This window comes from Acidovorax sp. MR-S7 (genome assembly GCF_000400995.2).
Classification (GTDB): Bacteria; Pseudomonadota; Gammaproteobacteria; order Burkholderiales; family Burkholderiaceae_C; genus MR-S7.
This window is the reverse complement of record NZ_DF238916.1, coordinates 31,073-55,417: the sequence shown is the minus strand read 5'-3', so window position 1 is coordinate 55,417 and position 24,345 is coordinate 31,073. Positions and strand designations below refer to the sequence as shown.

The window sequence follows — 24,345 nt, the reverse complement described above, 5'->3', positions numbered from 1 at the left end:
ACATGTCTGATACCCAAAACAAAGCATCGTCCGGCTTCACCCACGAGAAGGTCGAGACCAGCAACTTCCTCATGATCGTCCTGATTCTGCTGGTGGTCGCCGTCGGGGGGCTGGTGGAAATCGTTCCGCTGTTCTTCCAGAAGTCCACCACGGAGCCGGTCCAGGGCATCAAGCCCTACACGGCCGTGCAGTTGATCGGCCGCGACATCTACCTGCGCGAGGGCTGCTACAACTGCCATTCGCAGATGATCCGCCCGTTCCGCGCCGAGACGCTGCGCTACGGCCACTACTCGGTGGCGGGTGAATTCGTCTACGACCACCCCTTCCAGTGGGGCTCCAAGCGTACCGGCCCCGATCTGCACCGCGTGGGCGGCAAGTACAGCGACGAATGGCATCGCATTCACCTGAACAACCCGCGCGACGTGGTGCCCGAATCCAACATGCCTGCCTATCCGTGGCTTGAGAAGAACCTGATCGATCCTGCCGACGTGGCTCCGCGCATGAAGGCGCTGCGCACCGTGGGCGTCCCGTATACGGACGAGGACATCGCGGGAGGGGCGGAGGCCGTCAAGGGCAAGACCGAGATGGATGCCGTCGTGGCCTACCTGCAAGTGCTGGGCCGCGCGCTCAAGTAAGGAGAGGAAGCCATGGACATCACCACCATGCGCATCGTGGCCACGCTGGCATCGCTGGCGTGTTTCGTGGGCATCTGGTTCTGGGCGTACATGCGCAGCAACCGGGCCCGCTTCGAAGAGGCCGCGCAAGTGCCCTTCGCCGAGGACTGAATGGCTCCTTCACAAGAAAAGAGATAACCCATGAGCGATTTCACCCATAACTTCTGGTCCCTCTATGTGGCCGGAATCACCATCATCGGCATCGTGGCCTGTGGCCTGCTGCTCTGGATCACCTCGCGCAAGAAGGTTGAGGCGACTGCGGACAATACGACCGGCCACGTCTGGGACGTCGATCTGACGGAAATGAACAACCCCATGCCCCGCTGGTGGATGTGGCTGTTCGTCATCACCCTCGTTTTCGGTGCCGGCTACCTTATCGCCTATCCTGGCCTGGGTACCTTCAAGGGCCAGTTGGGCTGGACCCAATTGGGTGAGTACCAGGCCGAGGTCGACAAGGCTTCTGCGGAACTCCAGCCGCTTTATGCCCGTTTCGCCAGCATGAAGACCGAGGAAATGGCAGGCGATGCGGCGGCCATGGCCATCGGCGAGCGCCTGTTCATGAACAATTGCGCGCAGTGCCACGGTTCCGATGCGCGCGGCAGCAAGGGCTTCCCCAGCCTGGCGGACGGCGACTGGCTGCACGGCGGCGCGCCCGACCAGATCCGCCAGACCATCCACGACGGCCGCGTGGGTGTCATGCCCCCCATGGCTGCCGCGGTGGGGTCTCCCGAGGACGTGCGCAACCTTTCGCACTATGTGCTGAGCCTGTCGGGCAGTCCGCATGATTCGCTCAAGGCATCGCTGGGCAAGTCGAAGTTCACGGCGTGCGCTGCGTGCCATGGCATGGACGGCAAGGGCAACGTGGCTCTGGGTGCCCCCAATCTGACGGATGACATTTGGCTGCACGGTTGGGGCGAAGCCGCCATCACGGCTATGATCAACAACGGAAAGACCAACGAGATGCCGGCACAGGCCGGCAAGCTGACCGACGCACAGATCAGCGTGCTGACAGCTTACGTGTGGGGCTTGTCCAACAAGGCCGGCGCCGCGCGCTGACGCCCCTCCACCGGCCGGACACCCCCTCATGGGGTGCCGGCCGTTTTTCATGCGGAAGCCGCTTCCCAAGAGATCCCCACCATGAAGCCAGCCGAAGGCCAGCCCCGCAAGGTGATCCCCATCGCACCTGCCGCGGCAGATAACTCGCAAACCGAAGTTGTTTCGCTGTACGAGGCGCAGAAGAAGATCTATCCCCGTTCCATCAGCGGCATTTTTGCCCGGTGGCGGTGGGTCATGGTGTTCCTGACGCAGTTGATCTTCTACGGGTTGCCGTGGTTCGAGTGGGGCCAGCGCCAGATGGTGCTTTTCGACCTCGGTGCCCGGCGTTTCTACATCTTCGGGCTCGTGCTCTATCCGCAGGACTTCATCTACCTGACGGGCCTGCTCATCATCTCGGCCCTTTCGCTGTTCCTGTTCACCGCTGTCGCAGGGCGCCTGTGGTGTGGTTTCTCGTGCCCGCAGACGGTCTACACGGAAATGTTCATGTGGATCGAGCACAAGATCGAAGGGGATCGCAGTGCCCGCATGCGCCTGGACAACGGACCGTGGACCTTCGAGAAGGTGTGGAAGAAGTCGCTCAAGCAACTGGTCTGGATTGCCGTGGCGTTCTGGACAGGGTTTACCTTCGTGGGCTACTTCGTTCCCATTCGCGAACTGGGCAGCGAATTGCTGGCGCTCCAGGGGACGTGGCAGATTTTCTGGGTGCTCTTCTACGGTTTTGCCACCTACGGCAATGCGGGCTACCTGCGCGAGCAGGTGTGCAAGTACATGTGCCCCTATGCGCGCTTCCAGAGCGCCATGTTCGACAAGGACACTTTGGTCGTGACGTACGACCCTGAGCGCGGTGAGCCGCGCGGGCCACGCAACAAGAGCATCGATCACAAGGCGAAGGGACTCGGCGACTGCATCGACTGCACGCTGTGCGTGCAGGTGTGTCCTACGGGCATCGATATCCGGGAGGGCCTGCAGTATGAATGCATTGGCTGCGGCCTCTGCGTGGATGCATGCAACACCGTGATGGACAAGATGAAGTACCCGAGAGGGCTGATCCGCTTCTCTACGCAGAACGGCGTGAAGAACCATTGGACGCAGTCGCAGATGCTCAAGCGCGTGCTGCGTCCGCGCGTGCTGATCTATACGGCTGTGCTGGCCTTGCTGTGCGTGGGCATGCTGGCCAGCCTCGTGGTGCGCACGCCGCTCAAGGTGGACGTGGTCCGCGACCGCGCGGCACTGTCCCGGATCGTGGCAGGCGGCAAGCTGGAAAACATCTACCGCTTGCAGATCATGAATGCCACCGAAGGCACGCAGCGCTACCGTATCAGTGCGCGCGGGCTGGAAGGGCTGGAAGTCGCCTCCGAATCGGAGATCGATATCGGACCGGCCGAGTCGCGCTGGGTGGCAGTGCGGCTGCAAGTGCCCTATGGTTCTGCCGCGCCCGGGTCGCACACTGTGTTTTTCGACATCCAGGCACAAGGCGACAAAGCGCAGGTGGCCGAGAAGTCGGTGTTCCTGGTACCCCGCTGATGAGCGTGCCAGGTGGTTATGTTCAGGTCAGGCCTCCTCTATGGGGCCAAGGAGTTTCCCATGCCCGCAGTCCCATCCATGAATGAATCGCCAGTGGCGCAGCCTTGGTGGAAATATGGCCATGTCTGGCTGGTGATCGCCGGGCCGGTGATCGTGATCATCGCTGGCTTCGTGACGCTGTGGCTCGCGATCCGGCAGCCCGACCCTGTATTGGCGGAAGACTATTACCAGCGTGGCCTGGAGATCAACAAGACGCTCCAGCATCCCGAGGCCAGCATGGCCCCTGCGATAAAGGGCCGCAACCATGCCGCCACGCCCCTCGAGGACCAGCCTCGCCGGTGACGCGGGGCCGCATCCGAAAAGAATTGATGCAGGTAAGGGGAATCGAGAGGTCGGGTACTCTTTGCATGCGCAGGGCATGGTGCTAGGCTGTCACCATTGCAAGGAGGCATGCGAAATGTGGACGCAGCGACTGATGTGGATTGCCTGGCCCGCCTTTCTGATGGCAGGGGTCATGGAAATGGTGGTGTTTGCCTTCGTGGATCCGGAGGCATTGCACTGGTTCGACCAACCCATGAACCTATCGCGGCAAGGCGTTTACACCGTTGCCTTCTTCATCTTCTGGTTGGTGATCATGGCGTCGAGTGCATTGACGACCATGCTGTCCCTCTCGCCGTTCGAGGTCAACCGCTGTCCTGTGCCCAAGGGAGACCGTCCCCTGGACTGCGCAAAGTATTCGTCCTGAAGAAGCGGGCCGCCTGCAAGGCGGTTCAGTGGCAGGCTTGCTGGCTGTTCACGATGCGTTTCAGGGCATCGGTGTCCACGATGCGGACATGCCGCTGCTTGACTTCCACGATGCCTTCTTCCACGAATTTCGAGAATGTACGGCTCACGGTTTCCAGCTTGAGACCGAGGTAGCTGCCGATTTCCTCACGCGTCATGCGCAGGACCAGTTCCGACTGGGAAAATCCCCGCGCATGCAGGCGCTGTACCAGATTCAACAGGAAAGCCGCTAGACGCTCCTCGGCGCGCATGCTGCCGAGCAGGAGCATGACGCCATGTTCACGCACGATCTCGCGGCTCATGATCTTGTGCACATGGCTCTGCAGTGCCGTCACTTCGCGGGAGAGCTCTTCAATGCGGTCGAAGGGCATCACGCAGACTTCTGCATCCTCGAGCGCTACGGCGTCGCAGGTGTGCCTGTCGTTCACGATGCCATCGAGGCCGATGATCTCCCCGGCCATCTGGAAGCCGGTGACCTGATCGCGTCCATCCTCCGTGGCGACGCAGGTCTTGAAAAAGCCCGTGCGGATCGCAAAAAGGGAAGTGAAGGCTTCACCGTTGCGAAACAGCGTGCCGCCTCGCTTGATCTTGCGGCGGATGGCCACGATTTCGTCGATGCGTTGCAATTGCTGGTCGTTCAGCCCCAGGGGCATGCAAAGCTCGCGCAAGTTGCAGTTGGAACACGCAACTTTGATGGTCTGCAGATTCATGTGCACGGGCGCCCTGTTCATGTGGCTAGCTTACCTCTGAAACCCCTGGAGGCGGAAATGCCGCAGGGAATTGACCGACTTTGAGCCGAAATCAAATTGTCGCTATCCTGACCCCGTGAGTGCTTGATTAAAGTCAAGGACGAGCCGGGGCCTCTGCGGCACAGTGGATAGCCAGATACAAGGAAAATTTTCCCCATGACTGTTGTCACCACCGAGCTCTTGCGTCGCTTCGATGTGCCTGGGCCGCGCTACACCTCCTACCCTACAGCAGACCGTTTCGTGGAGGCTTTTGGCGAAGAAGAATACATTCTTGCGCTGCAGCAGCGCCGCGTGGGTTCGGCGGCCAAAGCGATGCCATTGTCGCTGTATGTGCACATCCCGTTTTGCGAGTCGCTGTGCTACTACTGCGCATGCAACAAGATTATCACGCGGCACCCGGAACGGGCGGAGGTCTACCTGCGCTATCTGAGCCGGGAGATCGACCTGCATACAGCCCATTGCGGTGTCGGGCAGCACGTCAGCCAGTTGCATCTGGGAGGGGGGACGCCGACATTCCTGTCCGACGAGGGGCTGCGCGAACTCATGGGCATGCTGCGCCGCAGCTTCGTGCTGGCGCCTGGGGGCGAATATTCGATCGAAGTGGATCCGCGCACGGTCGACGAACAGCGCCTGGCTCTGCTGGCGGAACTGGGCTTCAACCGGCTCAGCTTCGGTGTGCAGGATTTCGACCCCGAGGTGCAGAAAGCGGTGCACCGGGTGCAGCCCGCGGAAAAGGTATTCGCCCTGGTGGCGAGCGCCCGCAAGCTGGGGTTCGAGTCGGTCAACGTGGATCTGATCTATGGTTTGCCACGCCAGACTCCGGAGTCCTTCGATCGGACGCTGGAGCAGGTCACCCAGTTGCGCCCGGACCGCATTGCGCTCTACGCGTATGCCCACCTGCCCGAGCGGTTCAAGGCGCAGCGGCGCATCGTCTCCGCCGAGTTGCCCATGGCATCGGCCAAAGTGTCCATGCTGGCCCGCTCCATGGATGTCTTCATGGCTAGCGGCTATGTGTACGTGGGCATGGATCATTTTGCCTTGCCGGACGACGCTCTGGCCGTGGCCAAGCGCCAGGGGCGCCTGCATCGCAACTTTCAGGGCTACAGCACCCAGCCTGACTGCGACCTGATCGGCCTGGGCGTCTCGGCCATCGGCCGCATCGGCGCTACCTACAGCCAGAACGTCAAGACCCTGGACGAATACTACGACGCGATCAACCAGGGACACCTGCCCGTTGTGCGTGGCCTAGCGCTTACCCGTGACGATCTGATACGCCGTGCAGTCATCATGGCCTTGATGTGCCAGGGCAAGGTGCTTTTCGAGCCCATGGAGCAATCCTGGCTGATCGATTTCCGCCGTTACTTCGATGTCGAACTGGCACGGTTGCAGGAGATGGAAGGGCAAGGCCTGGTGAAAATCAATTCCGATGGCGTGGAGGTCACGCCGATGGGATGGTTCTTCGTGCGGGGCGTGGCGATGGTGTTCGACAAGTACCTGCAGGCCGGACGCAACCGGGCGCAGTTCTCCCGCATCATCTGATCCATGCTGCTGGCCCTGGCCTCCACGGCATTGCTCATGGGCATCTCGGGTGGGGCGCACTGCCTTGTCATGTGCGCGGCTCCTTGCGGCGCATTGACGGGGCAAGGGGGGGAAAAGCCACAGGCCTCGGAGCAGGCGGTCCAGTGGGTCTCGCACAAGCGCCGGGGCAGGGGGCGCCTGCTGGGATTCCACTTGGGGCGGCTCGTTGGCTACGGTGCGGCGGGAGCCATGGCTGCGCTGGCAATGGAGCGCCTGGCGTGGCTGAGCCAGTTCAGCCCTGCGCTGCGCCCAGCGTGGACGATGATGCATGTGATGATCCTGGCCTGGGGGGCGCTGATGGTGCTGCAGGCGCGCCAGCCCGCGTGGATCGAAGCCGCTGGCCGCCGCGTATGGGCCAAAACCAAGCCTCTCGTATCCAAGCCTGGAGGGGTGTTTGCTGCGGGAGTCGCCTGGGCCCTGCTGCCTTGCGGCCTGCTGTATACCGCATTGCTCATGGCAGCACTGAGCGGCAGTGTGGCCAACGGGGCTGCGTGCATGGTGCTGTTCGGAATCGGCAGCGGTTTGTGGCTGGTCGCCGGCCCTTGGGCATGGAGCCGGTTGCGCGAGCGGCTGAACGCGCTGCGCGGAAGCTGGGGGACGCGGTTGGCCGGCGCGGTGCTCCTGACCATGGGGGCATGGGCCCTATGGATGGACGTAGTCCACGGACAGCCGGCCCCCTGGTGCGTGAGCTGAGTGTTGCATCGGCGGCTGTCGCCTACTATTTGTAACAACTCTAAAGCTGCCGTAACTGATGATAATGGTTCAATCAAAGCGAGCTGCCTGCGCTCCGTGAAGTGAACCAATCCGTCCTGATCGACATCGACCAGCTCCGTGTGGGCATGTTCATCCAGCTCGACCTGGGGTGGATGAACCATCCTTTCCCGATGAGCAGTTTCCGGGTGTCCTCGCAAGAGCAAATTCACACCCTGAGAGAGCTGGGACTGAAGCAGGTGCGCTATGTGCCCGCCAAAAGCCAGCCAGTGCCCGAGGTACCCGCCAGATCGGGCTTGCAAAGGGATGGTGCCGAAACGGCGGTGCCCGATCCTGCGGGTGCTTTCGGTACGCAAGAGCAATCCCTTGACACAAGTGCCTCATTTTCCGGCACGCGAGCCTGGCGGGAGCAAAGCGAGTCGCTGCAGCGCTGCGGCCAGCGCTACAGGGAAGCCACGGACACCTATGTCATGGTGTCCACGCAGGTTCTGGTTTCCCCGCCTGACGCACGGAGGCAGGTGGATGCGTTGGTTGGCAGTTGTGTGGCCGAGCTGCTGGACGCCGAGCATTGCGCGATCCGCTTGCTGGCCGAGGTGCCCAGCGAGCGGCCGGCCCTGCATGCTGTCAATGTCATGGTGCTGGCATTGCTGCTGGGGCGGGCGCTGGGGCTGCAGTCCAGGGAGTTGCACCACGTCGGCGTAGCCGCCTTGCTCCATGACTTGGGCAAGATCATGCTGCCTCCCCACGTCGGCGAGCCGGGAGCTTCGCTGACGCCGGCCGATCTCTCGCGTTATGAGGGGCATGTCGGCCATTCGGTGGAGCTGGGTCAGCGGATGGAGCTGGCCAGCGATGTGCTCATCGCCATCGCCCAGCACCATGAAATGGCGGACGGCAGCGGCTTTCCCTTGCGTCTCATGGCGGACGACCTGGGCCGGGGAGGGCAGATCGTGGCGCTGGCCAATCGCTACGACCGCCTGTGCAATCCGTTGCATGGCGCGCAGGCGCTGACACCGCATGAAGCGCTGTCGCAGATTTTCGCGCAGCAGAAGATGTGTTTTGATGCCACGGTGCTGGGCGCCTTCATCCGCATGATGGGAGTCTACCCACCGGGCTCCCTGGTTCAGCTGACGGATGGTCGCTTCGCTTTGGTCGTCTCGGTCGATGCATTGCACCCGTTGCGGCCTTGCGTGTTGCCGTTCGACGCGAAGGTGCCGCGGTCGCAGGCCGTGGCCATGGATCTGGCTGCATGTCCGGACGAAGGCATACGCCGCAGCCTCAAGCCGGAACAGCTGCCCCGCGAAGCGCTCGACTACTTGTCGCCGCAGCAGCGCATCTGCTACTTCTTCGAGCGCGCCGTGGATGCGCGGCGGTGCGAGGACGGTGCTTGATGGACAGCCGCCTCTCCCTCGCAGCCTGGACTGCGGTGTGCGACGGCCTGGACGTCGCCCTCTGGGTGGTGGATGGACAGGCACTGGACATCCTGCACGCCAACGAGGCGGCAGCGCGGCTCGTAGGCCGTCCGGTGGGAAGCATGGTGGGCATGGCGGTGCAGACGTTGGCCGAGACGCCCGAGGACCACATCTTCTGGAGCCAGTCTGCGCAAGACATCGTGCGGGGCATCCACTCCCGCACCAGCGTCCGGCATGCGGGGAGCGGCCATCTGGTGCCGGTGGAGCGCCGCGTGCTCGCCCTTGTGGGCCACGAAGGCTTGCTGCTGCTGACGATGTACGACCGCTCCGAGCAGGAGGCTTCCGAACGCGAGCTGGAAACCTTGTTGTCCGAGCTGCGTGCGACGCTCGATTCCGCGGCCGACGGCGTGCTGACCTGCAACCTCCACGGCGAGGTGCGTGCCTTCAACCAGCGCTTGGCCCAGATCTGGCACATACCGCGCGAACTGCTGGTGCAGCGCGACGATGCGGCCATCCGGGAGCACATGGAAGCGCAGGTGCTGGACCGCGATGCCTACCGGGCGCGCCTGGCTTCCATTGCGCTGGAGCCGCTGCTCGAAACGACGGACGTCCTGCATCTGCGCAACGGCGCCACGATCGAGCGCTGCTCCGTGCCGCAGCTCATCAAAGGCCGGCCCGCCGGGCGCGTGTTCTCCTTCCGCGACATTTCCCGGCAGGCGGAGGTGCAGGCGGGCCTGCGCCTGGCGGCGCGGGTGTTCGAATCCAGCCTGGATGCCATCTTCATCGCGGACGAGCAGCATGCCGTCGCACGCATCAATCCCGGCTGCGAGCGGCTGCTGGGAGCCGACGCGCAGGCGCTGGTAGGCCGCCCGGCCCAGAGCCTGCTGTGTCCGAACGACGAGGCCGATGCGTTCATGGCCCGGGTGGCGGACGGGTGGGCGCGCAGGGGGTTCTGGGAAGGCGAACTGGCCCTTGCCCGGCAGGACGGCAGCCGCTGCGCCGTGCAACTGTCCTGGGTGGCGCTGCGCGACGATGCGGGCGCCATCACGCAGAGCATCGGCTTCATGCGCGACCTCACTTCGCAGCATGCAGCCCAGCGGCGCATCGAAGAGCTGGCCTACCGCGACGTGCTGACGGGCTTGCCGAACCGGCTGCTGCTGGGGCAGCGGGTCATGGCGGCCATCGACGGCGTGAGCACGCGCGGCGGCGGCTTTGCGATCCTTTTCCTGGACCTCGACCGCTTCAAGATCATCAATGACTCCATGGGGCACCCGTTCGGAGACCGGGTGCTGCAGCTCGTGGCGAGGCGGCTGCAGGACTGCCTGCGCCAGTCCGACATGCTCTGCCGCCTGGGAGGCGATGAATTCGTCATCTACCTGCACGATGCCGATGCGGTGGTGGCAGAGGCCGTGGCGCGGCGTGTGCTGGACGAGATGGCGAGCCCGTTCATGCTCGATGAGCTGGGGTTCTCGATCCAGTGCAGCATCGGCATGGCCTTGTATCCCCGCGACGGCATGACGCTGGACGACCTCATCAAGCAGGCGGACACGGCCATGTACCGCGTCAAGGAGCGCGGGCGCGGCAGCTATGGCTTCTACCAGCCGCAGATGAATGCCCATCTGCTGTCGCGCATGAAGATGGAGCACGCGATGCGGCAGGCCCTCGGGCAGGGGCACATGGCCGTGCACTACCAGCCCCAGGTGGGTATGGCGGACGGGCGCATCGTGGGCGCTGAGGCGCTGGTCCGGTGGACCGCCCCTGAATTGGGCGCGGTATCGCCCAGCGTGTTCATTCCGCTGGCAGAGGAGTCCGGCTACATCGTCACGCTGGGGGCATGGGTCATGGAACAGGCCATCCGGGAAGCGGCCCGCTGGCGGCGGTGCGGCGTGCCGCTGCCGGTGTCGGTCAATGTCTCGGCACTGGAGTTCCGCCAGCCCGGCTTCGTGGAGCGCGTGACCGGCCTGCTGGACGAATGCGGCCTTCCGCCGGACCAACTGGAGCTGGAACTGACGGAAACCATCCTGCTGCAGGATGCGCTGGAGATGGAGCAACTGCTCCATGCCTTGTCGCAATTGGGCGTGCGTCTGTCCATCGACGACTTTGGAACCGGCTATTCCAGCCTGGCCTATCTCAAGAAGCTGGACATCCACAAGCTCAAGATCGACAAGTCGTTCGTGAGCGGCCTGCCCGGCGACGAGGGTGACCGGGCGATCGTGCGCGCCATCGCCAGCATGGGCCGCGCGCTGCGCATCGAAGTTCTCGCGGAGGGCGTGGAAACCGAACAGCAGCGGCTCGCGTTGCGTGAGATGGACTGCGACTGCTACCAGGGATTCCTGTGCGCGCCCGCCTTGCCGATGGCCGACTTTCGCGCTCTGCTGGCGCGGCAGTGGGGCGCTTCTGGCTTGCTGGCGGGGGATGAGGTCTGATGCGTGCCCTGCGTCATGGGCACAGGAAGAGGGTGTCTGCAAATGCCACCGGACCGGCATCCTGAACCGGGGGTTCAGGTGGGCAAGGGCAGCCAGGCGTTGGGTTCATCTGACGCGAGATGATCACGCTCACCAGGCAATGTACCAAGCCCGTGCTCAATGAGCATTGGTTCAAGGAAATATAAAGCCCGGCAGCACTGCAGACGGTTCCATTGTAAGGCCGCGAGTCCGGGTTGTGGACCTCTTCAGGGAATGCTTACAAGAGTCGCCCGTCGTCACCCAGGGCTTCGTCCAGGCGCAGCAGCAACTGCTGCACGCGTTCGTCGCCGGCGGCTTCATCCGTGCCGGTTGGCGCGGCGCTGGCCCGCGCAACGGACTGCGCCGCGGCGGACAGGGCTTCCCGGTCGGCCAGCTCGAATGCCAAGTTGAGGGCAGCCAGCACCGCGATGCGCTCGCGCGCGCGTACCTTGCCCGCGTCGCGGATACGGGTCATGGCCGTGTCCACGCGCTCCACGGCGTCCAGCAGGCGGGCCTCCTGCCCTTCGGGGCAGGCCAGCACATAGCTTTGCTGCAGGATCTGGACCTCGATTTGCTTCATGGCGCGTCCTTCGTCTCGGAAGCAGGGGGCAGGCGGTCGAGCAGTGCGTCCACGCGCGCGCGGGCGGCCTGCAGACGGGATTGAAGGGAGTCGCGCTCCTGCGTGAGCGCCATGACCTGCTGCGCCAGCAGCGTGTTGGTGCGCTGCAGCTCCGCATGGCGCAGCAGCAGGCGCTCGACGCGCTCGGCGATCTGATCGAGGGAGGAGGGGTGGGCCATACGCCGCCGATTGTAGGGACGGCGTCGCCGGGCAACGTAAAATTACACGTGTTGGTGCTCGCGGCGTGGTTCGCATGCCGCAGTTCAACGGGAAGCAGGGAAGGCGCCTCCGCCATGGAGCGTGTCCTGTGCCTGCGCTGCCCCCGCAACGGTCAGCGGATGAGTCGCACGCCGGCTCCACTTTCATACACACGCCACTGGGTGCCTTGAACAAGCCCCTGGGAAGGCCATGGAAGCTGTTCCGCCAGCCCGGATACCGGCCAACATGGTGGCCGTGCGCGCCTGCAAAAAGGCGCACGCGGCTGTATCACCCAACGCTGGCGGGGAAGCTGGCACGGGTTACCTAGCAGTAATTTTTCCTATGATGAATCGGTCTTTCCGCGAGTGCGCCGCAGCGCCCGCGCGTGCGCACCTGCGCTATTCGGCCTTGGCCCTGGCGGCCATGGTGACCTGTGCGGCGCAGGCCCAGGAGGGTGGCGTGCTGGTGGCGCAGAACCTGCGCGCCCCTTCCCTGAATGAAGTCGTGATCACCGCCACCCGCACCGAGCAGCCGCTGACCGACATCGTGGCGGATGTTTCCATCGTGGACCGCGAGACCATCGACACCGCGGGCGCCACCGGCTTGGCGGACCTGCTGGCGCGCCTGCCGGGCGTGGAGATCACGCGCAACGGCGGCGTAGGCAATTCGTCCAATGTGTTCCTGCGCGGCGCCGAGGGGCGCTTCACCGCCGTGTACATCGACGGCGTGCGCGTGGACTCGCAGTCCACCGGCGGCGCCGTGTGGGAGCAGATCCCGCTGTCGCAGATCGACCGCATCGAGGTGCTGCGCGGCCCGGCCGCTGCTGTCTACGGCTCGGACGCCATGGGCGGCGTGATCCAGCTCTTCACCAAGAAGGGCGAGGGCTCGGCGGCGCCCTACGTGGGCGTGGGCCTGGGCTCGCACAACCTGCGCAAGATCGAAGCGGGCGTGAGCGGCGCGGCGGGCGTCTTCGACTATGCGCTGGGCATCAGCCACGAGCGCAGCGACGGCTACGACATCCGCGACAACGCGGGCCACAACCCCGACAAGGACGGCTACCGCGCCACGGCGGGCAATGCGCGCCTGGGTTTCCAGATCAACACCGCCCACCGGCTCGACGCCACGCTGCTGGCCAACGAGATGAAGTCGGGCTACGACGCCTTCACCTACACCCCGGCCAACCCCGAGAACGACCAGAACGACAACCGCATGCACACGGCGGGCCTCACCTGGTCGGCCAAGTGGACGGATGCGTTCAGCTCGCGCGTGTCGGTCACGGACTCGGTCAGCCGGTACGAAACCACGCCTGCCTACTACCTCACCCGCACGCACCTGCGCGGTTACCTGTGGCAGAACGAATACCGCCTGGGCGCGCACCTGTTCACCGCCGCGCTGGAGCGCCGCGAGGACGAGCTGGCCAATGCTCCCATTGACCGCGACCGCTCGCAGGACGCATTGGCCCTGGGCTACGGCTTCCATGCGGGCGCGCACACGCTGCAGCTCAACCTGCGCCATGACGACGACAGCGAATTCGGCGGCAAGAACACGGGCAGTGTGGCCTACGGCTACGCCCTCACGCCCACGCTGCGTGCCACGGCATCGGCCGGCACGGCCTTCCGTGCGCCCACGCTGTACCAGCGCTTCAGCATCTACGGCGATCCCAGCCTGAAGCCCGAGACAGGCCGCAACGTCGAACTGGGCCTGCGCTACGCGAGCGGCGCCAGCTATGCGGGCGTGGTGGCTTACCGCAACCGAGTGAGCGACCTGATCGTCTTCGACAGCGGCTACAAGGCCTGCAACCAGGCATTCGGCTGCTACAACAGCGTGGGCCGCGCCGAATACAAGGGCGTGACCCTCTCCGCGGGCCACCGCATCGGCGGCGTGACGCTGCGCGGCTCCATCGACCTGCAGAACCCCAAGGACCTCACCACCGGCAAGCAACTGCAGCGCCGCGCCAAGCGCCATGCCACCTTCGGCGCCGACACGCAGCTGGCCGGCTGGACGCTGGGCGCCGAGGTGCAGGCCTCGGGCCAGCGTTTCGAGAACGCGACCAACACGCAGGTGCTGGGCGGCTACACGCTTGTCAACCTCTATGCCAGCACCCAGGTGGCGCGCGATTTCACATTGCTCGCCCGCGTGGACAACCTGGGCGACAAGGACTACCAGCTGGCGCGCACCTACGTGACGCCGGGGCGCTCCGTGTACGTCGGCCTGAAGTGGGCCCCGCGCTGACCTGACATGGCCCGCTGCCCCGCACTGGTCATCGCCGCGCCCGCCTCGGGCCAGGGCAAGACCGCCGTCACCGCCGCCCTGGCGCGCCTGCATGCACGCCAGGGCCGGCGCGTGCGCGTTTTCAAGTGCGGGCCGGACTACCTCGATCCCCACTGGCACCAGCTCGCCAGCGGCGCGCCGGTGCACCAGCTCGACCTGTGGATGACCGGCGAGGCCGACTGCGCGCAGCGCCTGGCGCAAGCCGCCGCGCAGGCGGACCTGCTGCTGGTCGAAGGGGTGATGGGCCTGTTCGACGGCGAGCACAGCGTGGCCGCGCTGGCGCGGCGCTTCGGCATGCCCGTGCTAGCGGTGGTCGATGCCGGTGCCATGGGCGGCACACTGGGCGCCGTCGTGCACGGGCTGCGCCACTACTGGGCGGACCTGCCCTGGGCCGGCGTGCTGGCCAACCGCGTGGCGGGCGAGCGCCACGCGGACATGCTGCGCGCCGGGCTGCGGGACGGCGCCGACTGGCTGGGCGCCCTGCCACGCCTCACGGATGCCGCTGCGGGTACAGGGGAGCCTGGTGGCCTCCTGCCCGAGCGGCACCTGGGCTTGGTGGGCGCACAGGAGCTGCCCGATGCACTGCAGCGCCTCGATGCGGCCGCCGACGCGCTGGCCGCCACGCCGCTGGGCCGCATGGATCTGCAGGCGCTGCAGCGCTTTGCCGTGGACTTCGCCGCGCCCGTGCAGCCAACGCCCGTGCCGCCGCTGCTCGCCGGCCGCACCGTGGCCGTGGCGCAGGACGCGGCCTTCTGCTTCGTCTACGACGCCAACCTGGACACCCTGCGCAGCCTGGGCGCGCGGGTGGCCCTCTTTGCCCCGCTGCGCGGCGACCCGCTGCCCGCCTGCGATGCCGTGTGGCTGCCCGGCGGATACCCTGAATTGCATGCCGACACGCTGGCCGCGAACACGGCCCTGCGCGAGGCCCTGCGTGCGCACGTGGGGGCAGGCCGGCCCGTGTGGGCCGAGTGCGGCGGCATGCTGGCGCTGCTGGAGTCGCTCACGCTGGCCGATGGCCGCAGCGTGCCGATGTGGGGCCTGCTGCCGGGCCGCGCCGCGATGCGCCGGCGGCTGGCAGCGCTGGGGCCGCGCGAAGTGCTGCTCGATGGCGTGGATGGCGCGCATGCGCTGCGTGGCCACACCTTCCACTACAGCACCACCGACAGCCCGGCCACCGCCTGCGCCCACACCCGGCGGCCCGGCGAAGACGCCGTGGACGAGCCCGTCTACCGCCACGGCAGCATCCGTGCGAGCTACTTCCATGCGTGGTTCGCCTCCAGCCCGCGGGCCGTGGCCGCGCTTTTCACGCAGGCGCCATGAACATCGCCCGCAGCGAACTCATCCTGGGCGGCCAGAAGAGCGGCAAGTCGCGCCGCGCCGAGTTGCTCGCGCGCGCGTGGCTGGCGCAATCCCCCGCGCACCGCGCCGTGCTCATCGCCACCGCCCAGCCGTGGGACGACGAGATGCGCGCACGCATCGCCCGCCACCAGCGCGAGCGTGCCGAGCGCGTGCCCGGCATGGCCACGGTGGAGGCGCCGCGCGACCTTGCTGGCGCGCTGGCGCGCCATGGCGCGGCCGATACCCTCGTCGTGGTGGATTGCCTCACACTCTGGCTCACCCACTGGCTGATGCCCATGGAATCAGAGCAAAATAAGCCTCCAGCGCTTGACTGGCAAGCGCAAGCAGCTCACTTTTTCGAAGCGCTGGCTGCCAGCCCCGGCCCCGTGGTGCTGGTGGGCAACGAGATCGGCCTGGGCGTCATCCCGCTGGGGCGCGAGGTGCGCGCCTTCGTCGATGCGCTGGGCGTGCTGAACCAGCGCGCGGCCGCCGCCTGCCGCCGCGTAACACTGATGGCGGCCGGACTGCCGCTCACCTTGAAGGACGACACATGAAGCCCTGGCACCGCCTGCTGCTCGCCGCCTGCTGCCTGCTGGCCGGCGCCGCGCAGGCCATCACCATCACCGACGACCGGGGGCGCCAGCTCCACTTCGACGAGCCGCCCCGGCGCATCGTGAGCCTGCTGCCCTCGCTGACCGAAAGCGTGTGCGAACTGCAGCACTGCGACCGCATCGTGGGCGTGGACCGCTACTCCAACTGGCCCGCCTCCATCCAGCGCCTGCCCCAGGTGGGCGGCGGGCTTGACCCGAACATCGAGGCCGTCGTCGCCCTGCGCCCGGACGTGGTGCTGCTGTCCGTCAGCAGCCGCGTGAGCGACCGGCTGGAGGCCCTGGGCGTGAAGGTGGCCGCGTTGGAGCCCAAGAGCCACGCCGACGTGCGCCGCGTGCTGCGCGTGGTGGGCGACCTGCTGGCCGTGCCGCATGCGCAGGGCGCCGACCGCGTGTGGCGCGTGATCGACGCGGCCGTGCAGGCCGCCGCGCAATCCCTGCCCGCGCGGGCGCGCGGCACGCGGGTGTATTTCGAAGTGAGCCGCGGCCCCTACGCGGCGGGCGCCAGCTCGTTCATCGGCGAGACGCTGGTACGCCTGGGCGTGCGCAACGTGGTGCCGCCCGAGCTGGGACCCTTCCCGCGCCTGAATCCGGAATTCGTGCTGCGCGCGCGGCCCGACGTGATCATGGTCGCCAACCGCAGCATGCAGCCCATGGTGCTCTACCCCGGCTGGCAGAACATGGCGGCCGTGAAGGAAGGGCGCATGTGCGAGTTCGGCCCCGAAGTCTCCGACGTGGTGGTGCGCCCCGGCCCGCGCATGGCCGAGGCCGCGCGCATCATGGCCGGCTGCCTGGCAAAGTCCTTCCCATGAACCTGCACGTTCCCCCAAGCGATACCCTTGCCGCGGCCGTGGAGCCGGCGGCACCGGGCCCGGCGCCCGGCAGCCGCCGCGCGGCGCTGCTAGCCACCTGGCTGCTGTCAGGCACGGCCGTGCTGCTGCTGCTGGGCGCCAGCGTGGGGAGCACCGGCTGGGACAGCGTGCTGCATATGGGCAGCGATCCGCTGGCGTGGCAGATCGTGTGGGACATCCGCCTGCCGCGCACGCTGGGCGCGTGGCTGGCCGGCGCGCTGCTGGGGCTGGCCGGTGCCGTTGCGCAGGGCCTGTTCCGCAACCCGCTGGCCGACCCTTACCTGCTGGGCAGCGCCTCCGGCGCGGCGCTGGGCGGGGCCATCGCCATGGCCATGCTGGGCGTCTCGCCCACCACGGCGGGCTGGCTGGTGCGCCTGGGCGTGGTCGGCATGGCCTTCCTCGGCGCGGCCGGGGCTGTGCTGCTCACGCTCACGCTGGCGGGCGGGGTGCAGCACACGCTGCGCCTGCTGCTGGCGGGCGTGATCGTGGGCGTGGTGCTGGGCGCGGTGCGCGACCTGATCCAGGTGGCCAAGCCCAGCATTCTGGAATCCATGCAGGTCTTCACCATGGGCAGCTCCGCCTTCGTGGGCTGGCAGGCCTGCGCGCTCATGGCCGCCGGCTGGGCGCTGTGCGCGGGCACGGCCTGGGCGCTGTCGCGGCTGCTGGACGGGCTCATGCTGGGCGAGGCCACTGCTGCCAGCCTGGGCCTGCCGCTCGCGCCCATGCGTGCCGGGCTGGTGCTGGCGCTGGCGCTGGCGACCGGGCTGGCCGTGGCGCACACGGGGCTGATCGCCTTCGTCGGCCTGGCGGCGCCGCACCTGGTGCGGTCGATCGCGCGCGTCACGCACCAGTGGCACGTGTGGCTGTCCAGCCTCATGGGCGCGGTGCTGCTGCTGGCGGCCGATATCCTGGCGCGCTGGGTCATCGCGCCGCAGGAGCTGCCCGTGGGCGTGCTCACCGCTGCGCTGGGCGGCAGCTACCTGCTGTGGCTCATGCACCGCCGCACGCGGGGGGGCGGACTATGAAAAACATAGCTATCAGCGCCCGCCAGATCAGCGCCAGCATCGGAAATGCCCACATACTGCGCGGCATCGACCTGGACCTGCCCGCCGGCCGCTGGACCAGCGTGGTCGGCCCCAACGGCGCGGGCAAGTCCACGCTGCTCAAGGCCCTGGCCGGCCTGCTGCGCCATGCGCGCGCGCAGGGGCAGGTGGAGCTGCTGGGCCGCCCGCTGCACGCCATTCCCATGCGCGAGCGGGCGCGCCAGCTCGCCTGGCTGGGGCAGAACGAGTCCACGGCCGACGACCTGCCCGCCTACGAGGTCGCCATGCTCGGCCGCCTGCCGCACCGCCCGTGGATGGCGCCCCCCAGCGCCGCCGACCACGCCGCCGTGCAGCAGGCGCTGCGCACCACGCAGGCCTGGGAATGGCACGCGCGCGCGCTGTCCGAACTGTCGGGCGGCGAGCGCCAGCGCGTGCTGCTGGCGCGCGCCCTGGCCGTGCAGGCGAGCGTCACGCTGATGGACGAGCCCCTGGCCAACCTGGACCCGCCGCACCAGACCGACTGGATGCTCGCCGTGCGCGCCCTGGTGGAGCAGGGCGGCACCGTGGTCAGCGTGCTGCACGAAGTCTCCATCGCGCTGCAGGCCGACGACATGGTGATCATGGCCGCCGGCCGCGTGGCGCACCACGGACCCTGTGCCGATGCGGCCACCCACCGCGCGCTGGAACAGGTATTCGACCACCGCATCCAGGTGCGCCAGATCGACGGCGCCTGGATCGCCTTGCCCCGCATGGCGGCGCAGGCAACCTCTTCCTTGATTGATTAGGATCGTCCCATGCAGATCGAGAATCCTCCCACCGAAGCCCGGTACGACAAGCCCCAGGGCGAACGCCGTGGCCTGGTGCTGGTGCACACCGGCGACGGCAAGGGCAAGAGCACGGCGGCCTTCGGCCTGGCGTTGCGCGCGCACGGGCGCGGCAAGGCCGTGAAGATCTTCCAGTTCATGAAGGTGCCCTCGGCGCGCTTCGGCGAGCACCGCATGTTCGAGCAGCTGGGCATTCCCATCGAAGGCCTGGGAGACGGCTTCAGCTGGAAAAGCAAGGACCTGGAGCACTCCGCCCAGCTTGCGCGCGATGGCTGGCAGAAGGCCCGCGCGGCCATCCTCTCGGGCGACCCGTTCCTGGTCGTGCTCGACGAGATCACCTACCCGCTGATCTACGGCTGGCTGCCGCTGCAGGAGGTGCTGGACACGCTGGCCGCCCGGCCCACGCTGGTGCACGTGTGCCTGACCGGCCGCCGCTGCCCGCAGGAAATCATCGACATCGCCGACACCGTGACCGAGATGAAGCTCATCAAGCACGCGTTCCAGGCGGGCGTGCCCGCCCAGCGCGGCATCGAGGACTGATCTCCATGGCCCTGCTGTCGCGCCGCCTGCCCACGCCGCTCGGCGAAATGCTGGCCGTCGCCTCGCCGCAGGGCCTGTGCCTGCTCGAATTCATCGGCCAGCGCGGCGTGGAGCGCGAACTGGCCCAGGTCGAGGCTGCGCGCGGCAGCCCGGTGGGCGATTGCGACAGCGCCATCACCGCGCAGGCCGCGCACGAGCTGGCCGAATACTTCGCGGGCCGCCGCACCGCCTTCGGCGTGCCGCTGGACCTGGTGGGCACGCCGTTCCAGATCGATGCGTGGCACGCCCTCGTCGCCATTCCCTACGGTCAGACCCGCAGCTACGCGAGCCAAGCCCGCGCCATCGGCCGCCCCACCGCCACGCGCGCCGTGGCGGCGGCCAACGGGCAGAACAAGATCTCCATCATCGTCCCCTGCCACCGCGTGATCGGCAGCGACGGCAGCCTCACCGGCTTCGGCGGTGGGCTGCCGCGCAAGCAGGCGCTGCTGGCGCTGGAGGGCAGGGCGGTGCAGGCGGACTGGCTGCACGGCGAAGCCGGAGGCTTCGCCCTGTGATGGAGGTGGCCATGGCGCTGGCAGTGGCCGGCGCGCTGCTGCTGGCCCTGGCCGTCGATGCGCTGTGGGGCGAGCCGCCCGCGCCGGTGCACCCCGTGGTGTGGATGGGGCACGCGCTGCACTGGTGCGGCGAGCGCCTGGCACCACTCTCGCCTCGGGGGCGCGATTACAAGGGGTTTTGGCTTGGAGCGCTTGCCTGGTGTGCGCTGGCAGCTATTGTTTTTGTAGTCTTCTGGGGCCTGGAGCGGCTGGCGCTGCACCTGCCCGCGCCGCTGGCGGCATTGGCGCTGGCGCTGCTGCTCAAGCCGCTGCTCGCTTGGCACATGCTGCGCGACGAAGTGCTGGCGGTGGAGGTGGCGCTGTCGCAGTCGCTGCCCGCCGGACGTGAGCGGCTCGCACGGCTGGTGAGCCGCGACGTGGAGCGGCTGGATGCGGTGCAGGTGCGCGAATCGGCTATCGAGTCGCTGGCCGAGAACCTCAGCGACTCGGTGGTCGCGCCGCTGTTCTGGTTCGCGCTGCTGGGCCTGCCGGGCGCCGCGCTCTACCGCTTCGCCAACACGGCCGATGCGATGTGGGGCTATACCGGCATGCGCGGCGGGCGCTACTGGCAATGGGCCGGCAAGTGGGCGGCGCGCGCCGACGACGTGCTCTCGTGGCTGCCTGCGCGCCTCACCGCGCTGCTGCTGGCGCAAGCCGCGCGCGGCCTGCCGCTGCGCGCGCTGGCGCGCGAGGCGCGCAAGACGCCTTCGCCCAACAGCGGCTGGCCCATGGCGGCCATGGCGCTGGCGCTGGGCGTGCGCCTGGCCAAGCCCGGCGTCTATGCGCTGCACCCGCGCGGCCGCCGTGCCGGGCCGCTGGACACGCGGCGCGCGGCCAGGCTGGGTTCGCTCGCGGTGCTGCTGTTCGCACCCGTGGCGGCAATGGCGGCTGCGTTGCTGTACTGGGCGCTGCCATGAACGCGGTGCACGGCGGGCCGGACGCGCTGGGCGTGCCGGCGCACGATTTCTCCACCAACGCCAACGCCTGCGGCCCCTGCCCGCAGGCGCTCGCCGCGCTGCGCGAGGTCGACCGCAGCCGCTACCCCGATCCCGCCTACACGGCGCTGCGCGCGCGCCTGGCCGCGTTCCATGGCGTGGAGGCGGGGCGCATCGTCGTCGCGGCCAGCGCCAGCGAGTTCATCCACCGCATCACGGCCTGCGCGGCACGCGCCGGCCTGCGCCACGCCGTGCTGCCCGCGCACGGCTATGGCGACTACGCGCGCGCGGCGCAGGCATGGGGGCTGGCGCTTGCGCCGCAGGAGCCCGCGCTGCACTGGGCCTGCGAGCCCGCGAGCCCCCTGGGCACGGCGGATGCAGCCCTTGCGCAATGGGCGCGGCAGCCCGCACCGCCGGGCGCGCTGCGCGTGATCGACTGCGCCTATGCGCCGCTGCGGCTCGAAGGCGCCGGTGCGGCCCCGCCCGGGGATGCCTGGCAGATGTGGACGCCCAACAAGGCCCTGGGCCTGACCGGAGTGCGCGCGGCGTATGCCATCGCGCCCGGTACCGCCGAGGGGGTGTCGCAGGCCGCGGCCGTGCAGGCGCTGGCTCCGTCCTGGCCCCTCGGCGCGGACGGCGTGGCGCTACTCCAGGGCTGGGTGGAGGAGGGCGCGCAGGCCTGGCTGGCCGCGTCGCTCGCCACGCTGCGCGGCTGGAAGGAGCGGCAGGCGGCGCTGTGCACGGCGCTCGGCTGGGCCGTGGTGCCCGGCAGCCTGGCCAACTATTTCACGGCCCGCCTGCCGGTGGGGGACGTTCCTGCGGTGCTGCAGGCGCTGCGCGGGCGGGGCGTCAAGCTGCGCGACTGCGCATCGTTCGGCCTGCCGGGCCATGTGCGGCTGGGCGTGCTCGCGCCCGTGTCGCAGCAGGCGTTGCACGAGGCATGGACCGGCGCGGGCTACCATTTCGCATGACCCCTGAAGTCCAACCCCTGCGCTCCGTCACGGTGGAGCGCTACGTCACGCCGCTGCGCGAAGGCGGCTCCATGCCCGCCGTGGTGGAGGCCGACGACCTCGGCCTGTACGTGCTCAAGTTCCGCGGCGCCGGCCAGGGCGTGCGCGCCCTGATCGCCGAGATCCTCTCCGGCGGCATCGCCCGCGCCTTGGGCCTGCCCGTGCCCGAGATCGTGCTGGCCACGCTCGACCCCGAACTGGCGCGCACCGAGCCCGACCCCGAAATCCAGGACCTGATCCGTGCCAGCGGTGGCCTGAACGTGGCGCTCGACTACCTCTCCGGCGCGGTGAACTTCGACCCCGCCGTGGACGAGGTCACGGCCGACTTCGCCTCGCGCCTCGTGTGGTTCGACACGCTGGTGAGCAACGTGGACCGCACGGCGCGCAACACCAACCTGCTGGTCTGGCACCGTCGGCCCTGGCTGATCGACCACGGCGCCAGCCTCACCTTCCACCACGCCTGGAACCGCACGGTGGCCGACCCGGGCAAGCCCTTCGCCCCCACCGGCGAACACGTGCTGCTGCCGCGCGCCGAAGGCCTGGCGCAGGTGGATGCCGAGCTGGCCGCGCTGCTGACGCCCGCCGTGCTGCAGGCCATCGTGGCCGCGGTGCCGCAGGACTTCCTGGACCAGGCGGGCGTGCCGGCCCAGGCCTATGCCGATTATTTCCAGGCCCGCCTGGCCGACCGCGGCCGCTGGCTGCAAGGGGCGATCGATGCGCGCGGCTGAGCTGTACGACTACGCCGTCGTGCGCGTGGTGCCGCGCGTGGAGCGCGAGGAATTCATCAACGCGGGCGTGATCCTCTCGTGCCAGCGCACCGGCTTCCTGCGCGCGGCCGTGGAGCTGGACGCGGCGCGCTTGCTGGCGCTGGACCCGCACGCCGACGTGGACACCGTGCACCGCCACCTGGGCGCCATCGTCGCCATCTGCGCGGGCGCGCCGGGCGGCGGCCCCATCGCCCTGCTGCCGCTGCGCGCGCGCTTCCACTGGCTCACCGCACGGCGCAGCAGCATCATCCAGACCTCGCCCGTGCACACGGGCCTGTGCGTGGACGGGGCCGCGGCGCTCGAACACGCCATGGACCGCATGGTGCGCCCGCTGCCCGCGCCCCGGAGGCCCGCATGACCGCCCGCTGCGTCATGGTGCTGGGCACCACCAGCGGCGCCGGCAAGAGCTGGCTGGCCACCGCGCTGTGCCGCTACTACAGCAACCAGGGCCTCAAGGTCGCGCCCTTCAAGGCGCAGAACATGAGCAACAACGCGCGCGTGGTCGCCACACCCCTGGGTGGATACGGCGAGATCGGCAGCGCCCAGTACTTCCAGGCCCTGGCCGCGCGCGCCACGCCTGACGTGCGGATGAACCCGCTGCTGCTCAAGCCCGAGGCCGACACCCGCAGCCAGGTGGTGGTGCTGGGCCAGGTGAGCGCGCAGCTTTCCGCCATGCCCTGGCGCGGCCGCAGCCAGCACGTGTGGCCGCAGATCGCCGCCGCGCTCGACCAGCTCCGCGCCGAGAACGACGTGGTGGTGATCGAGGGCGCAGGCTCGCCCGCCGAGACCAACCTGCACGCGAGCGACGTGGTCAACATGCGCGTGGCGCGGCATGGCGGCGCGCGCTGCCTGCTGGTGACCGACATCGACCGGGGCGGCGCCTTCGCCCACTTGTACGGCACCTGGGCGCTGCTGCCCGAGGACGAGCGCGCGCTGATCCGCGGTTTCGTGCTCAACAAGTTCCGCGGCGACGCCAGCCTGCTCGCGCCTGCGCCCGAGGACCTGCAGCGCCGCACGGGCATTCCCACCGTGGCCACCATCCCCATGCAGTGGCGCCATGGCCTGCCGGAGGAGGACGGCGTGTTCGACGACCGCAGCGCCGCCGCGGGCGCCGTGCACACCACGGTGGCCGTGGTGGCCTACCCGCGCATCAGCAACCTCGACGAGTTCCAGCCTCTCAAGAACGTGCCGGGCGTGCGCCTCGTGTGGGCGCGCAGCCCGGCCGCGCTGGCGGGCGCCGACTGGATCGTGCTGCCCGGCTCCAAGGCCACGGCGGCCGACCTGGGCTGGCTGCGCGCGCAGGGGCTGGACGGCGCCATCGCCGCGCACGCGGCGCGCGGCGGCCGCGTGCTGGGCGTGTGCGGCGGCCTGCAGATGCTGGGGGAGGCCCTGATCGACACCGAGGGCATCGACGGCAACGCGCCCGGCCTGGGCCTGCTGCCGCTGGTCACCGCCTTCGCGCAGGGCAAGACGGTGCGGCCCACGCGTGCGCGCTTCGGCGCGGTGCCCGGTGCCTGGGCGCCTCTGGCGGGCGTGGCGGTCGCAGGCTATGAGATCCACCACGGCCAGACCGCGCAGCACCCCGCCATGGCCGCCGCAGGCGACGTGGCCCGCGAAGTGCTGCCGGGCCTGGCCTGGAGCAACGCCGCGGGCAACGTGCTGGGCCTGTACCTGCACGGTCTGTTCGAGGACGCGGCCGCGCTGCAGGCGCTGTTCGGTGCGCAGGCGCCCACGCTGGACAGCGTGTTCGACGGGCTGGCCGAGGGCATCGCCACCCATTTCGCCCCGGGCGTGCTCGATGCGCTCGGGGCTCCTTGATT

Annotated in this window: 26 protein-coding genes and 1 riboswitch; of the genes, 23 read left to right on the top strand and 3 right to left on the bottom strand. The window is 68.3% G+C overall.

The annotated features are described in order from the left end of the window. Positions 1-2 precede the first annotated feature (2 nt). The 6 genes from ccoO to AVS7_RS09825 all read left to right on the top strand — a co-directional run bounded on the left by ccoO (position 3) and on the right by AVS7_RS09825 (position 3,999). Positions 3-635 (top strand): cytochrome-c oxidase, cbb3-type subunit II, encoded by a 633-nt coding sequence (ccoO, locus tag AVS7_RS09850; protein ID WP_020228290.1) that lies wholly within the window; start codon positions 3-5, stop codon positions 633-635. Between the two features lie 12 nt (positions 636-647). Continuing rightward, positions 648-785 (top strand): cbb3-type cytochrome c oxidase subunit 3, encoded by a 138-nt coding sequence (locus AVS7_RS09845; protein WP_020228289.1) that lies wholly within the window; start codon positions 648-650, stop codon positions 783-785. A 30-nt stretch (positions 786-815) separates the two neighbouring features. After that, a complete protein-coding gene (gene ccoP / locus AVS7_RS09840; protein WP_020228288.1) occupies positions 816-1,730 on the top strand; it encodes a cytochrome-c oxidase, cbb3-type subunit III in 915 nt (304 codons plus the stop codon). Between the two features lie 81 nt (positions 1,731-1,811). Next, positions 1,812-3,254 (top strand): cytochrome c oxidase accessory protein CcoG, encoded by a 1,443-nt coding sequence (gene ccoG / locus AVS7_RS09835; RefSeq protein ID WP_020228287.1) that lies wholly within the window; start codon positions 1,812-1,814, stop codon positions 3,252-3,254. A gap of 60 nt (positions 3,255-3,314) precedes the next feature. Then, positions 3,315-3,596 carry a FixH family protein gene (locus AVS7_RS09830; RefSeq protein WP_024001278.1) on the top strand — a complete coding sequence of 94 codons (282 nt, stop codon included), beginning with the start codon at positions 3,315-3,317 and terminating at the stop codon, positions 3,594-3,596. Positions 3,597-3,711: 115 nt separating this feature from the next. Then, the gene (locus AVS7_RS09825; protein ID WP_020228285.1) at positions 3,712-3,999 is read left to right on the top strand and encodes a hypothetical protein; all 288 of its coding nucleotides are present in this window, start codon (positions 3,712-3,714) and stop codon (positions 3,997-3,999) included. Between the two features lie 25 nt (positions 4,000-4,024). Here AVS7_RS09825 and fnr read toward each other — a convergent pair whose 3' ends face one another. Beyond that, positions 4,025-4,747: a fumarate/nitrate reduction transcriptional regulator Fnr gene (gene fnr / locus AVS7_RS09820; RefSeq protein WP_020228284.1), complete on the bottom strand. Its 723-nt coding sequence runs from the start codon at positions 4,745-4,747 to the stop codon at positions 4,025-4,027. A 195-nt stretch (positions 4,748-4,942) separates the two neighbouring features. Between fnr and hemN the strand changes: the two genes are divergently transcribed. The 4 genes from hemN (at position 4,943) to AVS7_RS09800 (ending at position 10,910) form a co-directional block, all read left to right on the top strand. Further along, positions 4,943-6,325, top strand: coding sequence for an oxygen-independent coproporphyrinogen III oxidase (gene hemN, locus AVS7_RS09815; RefSeq protein ID WP_024001276.1), 1,383 nt, complete (start codon positions 4,943-4,945; stop codon positions 6,323-6,325). Positions 6,326-6,328: 3 nt separating this feature from the next. After that, a complete protein-coding gene (locus AVS7_RS09810) occupies positions 6,329-7,057 on the top strand; it encodes a sulfite exporter TauE/SafE family protein (RefSeq protein ID WP_020228282.1) in 729 nt (242 codons plus the stop codon). A 101-nt stretch (positions 7,058-7,158) separates the two neighbouring features. Beyond that, positions 7,159-8,463: an HD-GYP domain-containing protein gene (locus tag AVS7_RS09805; protein ID WP_020228281.1), complete on the top strand. Its 1,305-nt coding sequence runs from the start codon at positions 7,159-7,161 to the stop codon at positions 8,461-8,463. Next, on the top strand, positions 8,463-10,910 hold the full coding sequence (locus tag AVS7_RS09800) for a bifunctional diguanylate cyclase/phosphodiesterase (protein WP_020228280.1): 2,448 nt from the start codon (positions 8,463-8,465) through the stop codon (positions 10,908-10,910). The genes AVS7_RS09805 and AVS7_RS09800 overlap by 1 nt, the downstream gene beginning before the upstream one ends. A 256-nt stretch (positions 10,911-11,166) precedes the next feature. Here the strand turns inward: AVS7_RS09800 and AVS7_RS09795 are convergent, their stop codons facing one another. Next, complete coding sequence (locus AVS7_RS09795) at positions 11,167-11,508, bottom strand: cell division protein ZapA (RefSeq protein ID WP_020228279.1); 342 nt, start codon at positions 11,506-11,508, stop codon at positions 11,167-11,169. Beyond that, positions 11,505-11,726, bottom strand: coding sequence for a hypothetical protein (locus tag AVS7_RS09790; RefSeq protein WP_020228278.1), 222 nt, complete (start codon positions 11,724-11,726; stop codon positions 11,505-11,507). The genes AVS7_RS09795 and AVS7_RS09790 overlap by 4 nt, the downstream gene beginning before the upstream one ends. Before the next feature lie 35 nt (positions 11,727-11,761). Then, positions 11,762-12,006: riboswitch (cobalamin riboswitch) on the top strand. Between the two features lie 81 nt (positions 12,007-12,087). Between AVS7_RS09790 and AVS7_RS09785 the strand changes: the two genes are divergently transcribed. Genes AVS7_RS09785 through AVS7_RS09725 form a run of 13 tightly spaced genes read left to right on the top strand, consistent with a single transcriptional unit; the run spans position 12,088 to position 24,343 of the window. Beyond that, positions 12,088-13,977 carry a TonB-dependent receptor gene (locus AVS7_RS09785; RefSeq protein ID WP_020228277.1) on the top strand — a complete coding sequence of 630 codons (1,890 nt, stop codon included), beginning with the start codon at positions 12,088-12,090 and terminating at the stop codon, positions 13,975-13,977. Between the two features lie 6 nt (positions 13,978-13,983). Further along, positions 13,984-15,336, top strand: coding sequence for a cobyrinate a,c-diamide synthase (locus tag AVS7_RS09780; RefSeq protein ID WP_020228276.1), 1,353 nt, complete (start codon positions 13,984-13,986; stop codon positions 15,334-15,336). Next, a complete protein-coding gene (locus tag AVS7_RS09775; protein ID WP_020228275.1) occupies positions 15,333-15,908 on the top strand; it encodes a bifunctional adenosylcobinamide kinase/adenosylcobinamide-phosphate guanylyltransferase in 576 nt (191 codons plus the stop codon). Before AVS7_RS09780 ends, AVS7_RS09775 begins: the two co-directional genes overlap by 4 nt. After that, positions 15,905-16,774, top strand: coding sequence for an ABC transporter substrate-binding protein (locus AVS7_RS09770; protein WP_020228274.1), 870 nt, complete (start codon positions 15,905-15,907; stop codon positions 16,772-16,774). Before AVS7_RS09775 ends, AVS7_RS09770 begins: the two co-directional genes overlap by 4 nt. Then, complete coding sequence (locus AVS7_RS09765) at positions 16,771-17,838, top strand: iron ABC transporter permease (RefSeq protein WP_020228273.1); 1,068 nt, start codon at positions 16,771-16,773, stop codon at positions 17,836-17,838. Before AVS7_RS09770 ends, AVS7_RS09765 begins: the two co-directional genes overlap by 4 nt. Continuing rightward, positions 17,835-18,641, top strand: a complete 807-nt coding sequence (locus AVS7_RS09760; protein ID WP_020228272.1) for an ABC transporter ATP-binding protein — start codon at positions 17,835-17,837, stop codon at positions 18,639-18,641. Before AVS7_RS09765 ends, AVS7_RS09760 begins: the two co-directional genes overlap by 4 nt. Positions 18,642-18,650: 9 nt before the next feature. Next, the gene (cobO, locus tag AVS7_RS09755) at positions 18,651-19,220 is read left to right on the top strand and encodes a cob(I)yrinic acid a,c-diamide adenosyltransferase (protein ID WP_020228271.1); all 570 of its coding nucleotides are present in this window, start codon (positions 18,651-18,653) and stop codon (positions 19,218-19,220) included. A 5-nt stretch (positions 19,221-19,225) separates the two neighbouring features. Then, positions 19,226-19,774 carry a methylated-DNA--[protein]-cysteine S-methyltransferase gene (locus AVS7_RS09750; RefSeq protein ID WP_020228270.1) on the top strand — a complete coding sequence of 183 codons (549 nt, stop codon included), beginning with the start codon at positions 19,226-19,228 and terminating at the stop codon, positions 19,772-19,774. An 11-nt stretch (positions 19,775-19,785) separates the two neighbouring features. Then, positions 19,786-20,730 carry an adenosylcobinamide-phosphate synthase CbiB gene (gene cbiB, locus AVS7_RS09745; protein WP_234449994.1) on the top strand — a complete coding sequence of 315 codons (945 nt, stop codon included), beginning with the start codon at positions 19,786-19,788 and terminating at the stop codon, positions 20,728-20,730. Further along, on the top strand, positions 20,727-21,719 hold the full coding sequence (locus AVS7_RS09740) for an aminotransferase class I/II-fold pyridoxal phosphate-dependent enzyme (RefSeq protein ID WP_020228268.1): 993 nt from the start codon (positions 20,727-20,729) through the stop codon (positions 21,717-21,719). The genes cbiB and AVS7_RS09740 overlap by 4 nt, the downstream gene beginning before the upstream one ends. Before the next feature lie 17 nt (positions 21,720-21,736). Then, the gene (locus tag AVS7_RS09735; protein ID WP_034690544.1) at positions 21,737-22,486 is read left to right on the top strand and encodes a HipA family kinase; all 750 of its coding nucleotides are present in this window, start codon (positions 21,737-21,739) and stop codon (positions 22,484-22,486) included. Then, positions 22,473-22,883, top strand: a complete 411-nt coding sequence (locus AVS7_RS09730) for a DUF3037 domain-containing protein (protein ID WP_020228266.1) — start codon at positions 22,473-22,475, stop codon at positions 22,881-22,883. Before AVS7_RS09735 ends, AVS7_RS09730 begins: the two co-directional genes overlap by 14 nt. After that, a complete protein-coding gene (locus AVS7_RS09725; RefSeq protein WP_020228265.1) occupies positions 22,880-24,343 on the top strand; it encodes a cobyric acid synthase in 1,464 nt (487 codons plus the stop codon). Before AVS7_RS09730 ends, AVS7_RS09725 begins: the two co-directional genes overlap by 4 nt. The last annotated feature ends 2 nt before the right edge of the window (positions 24,344-24,345 follow it).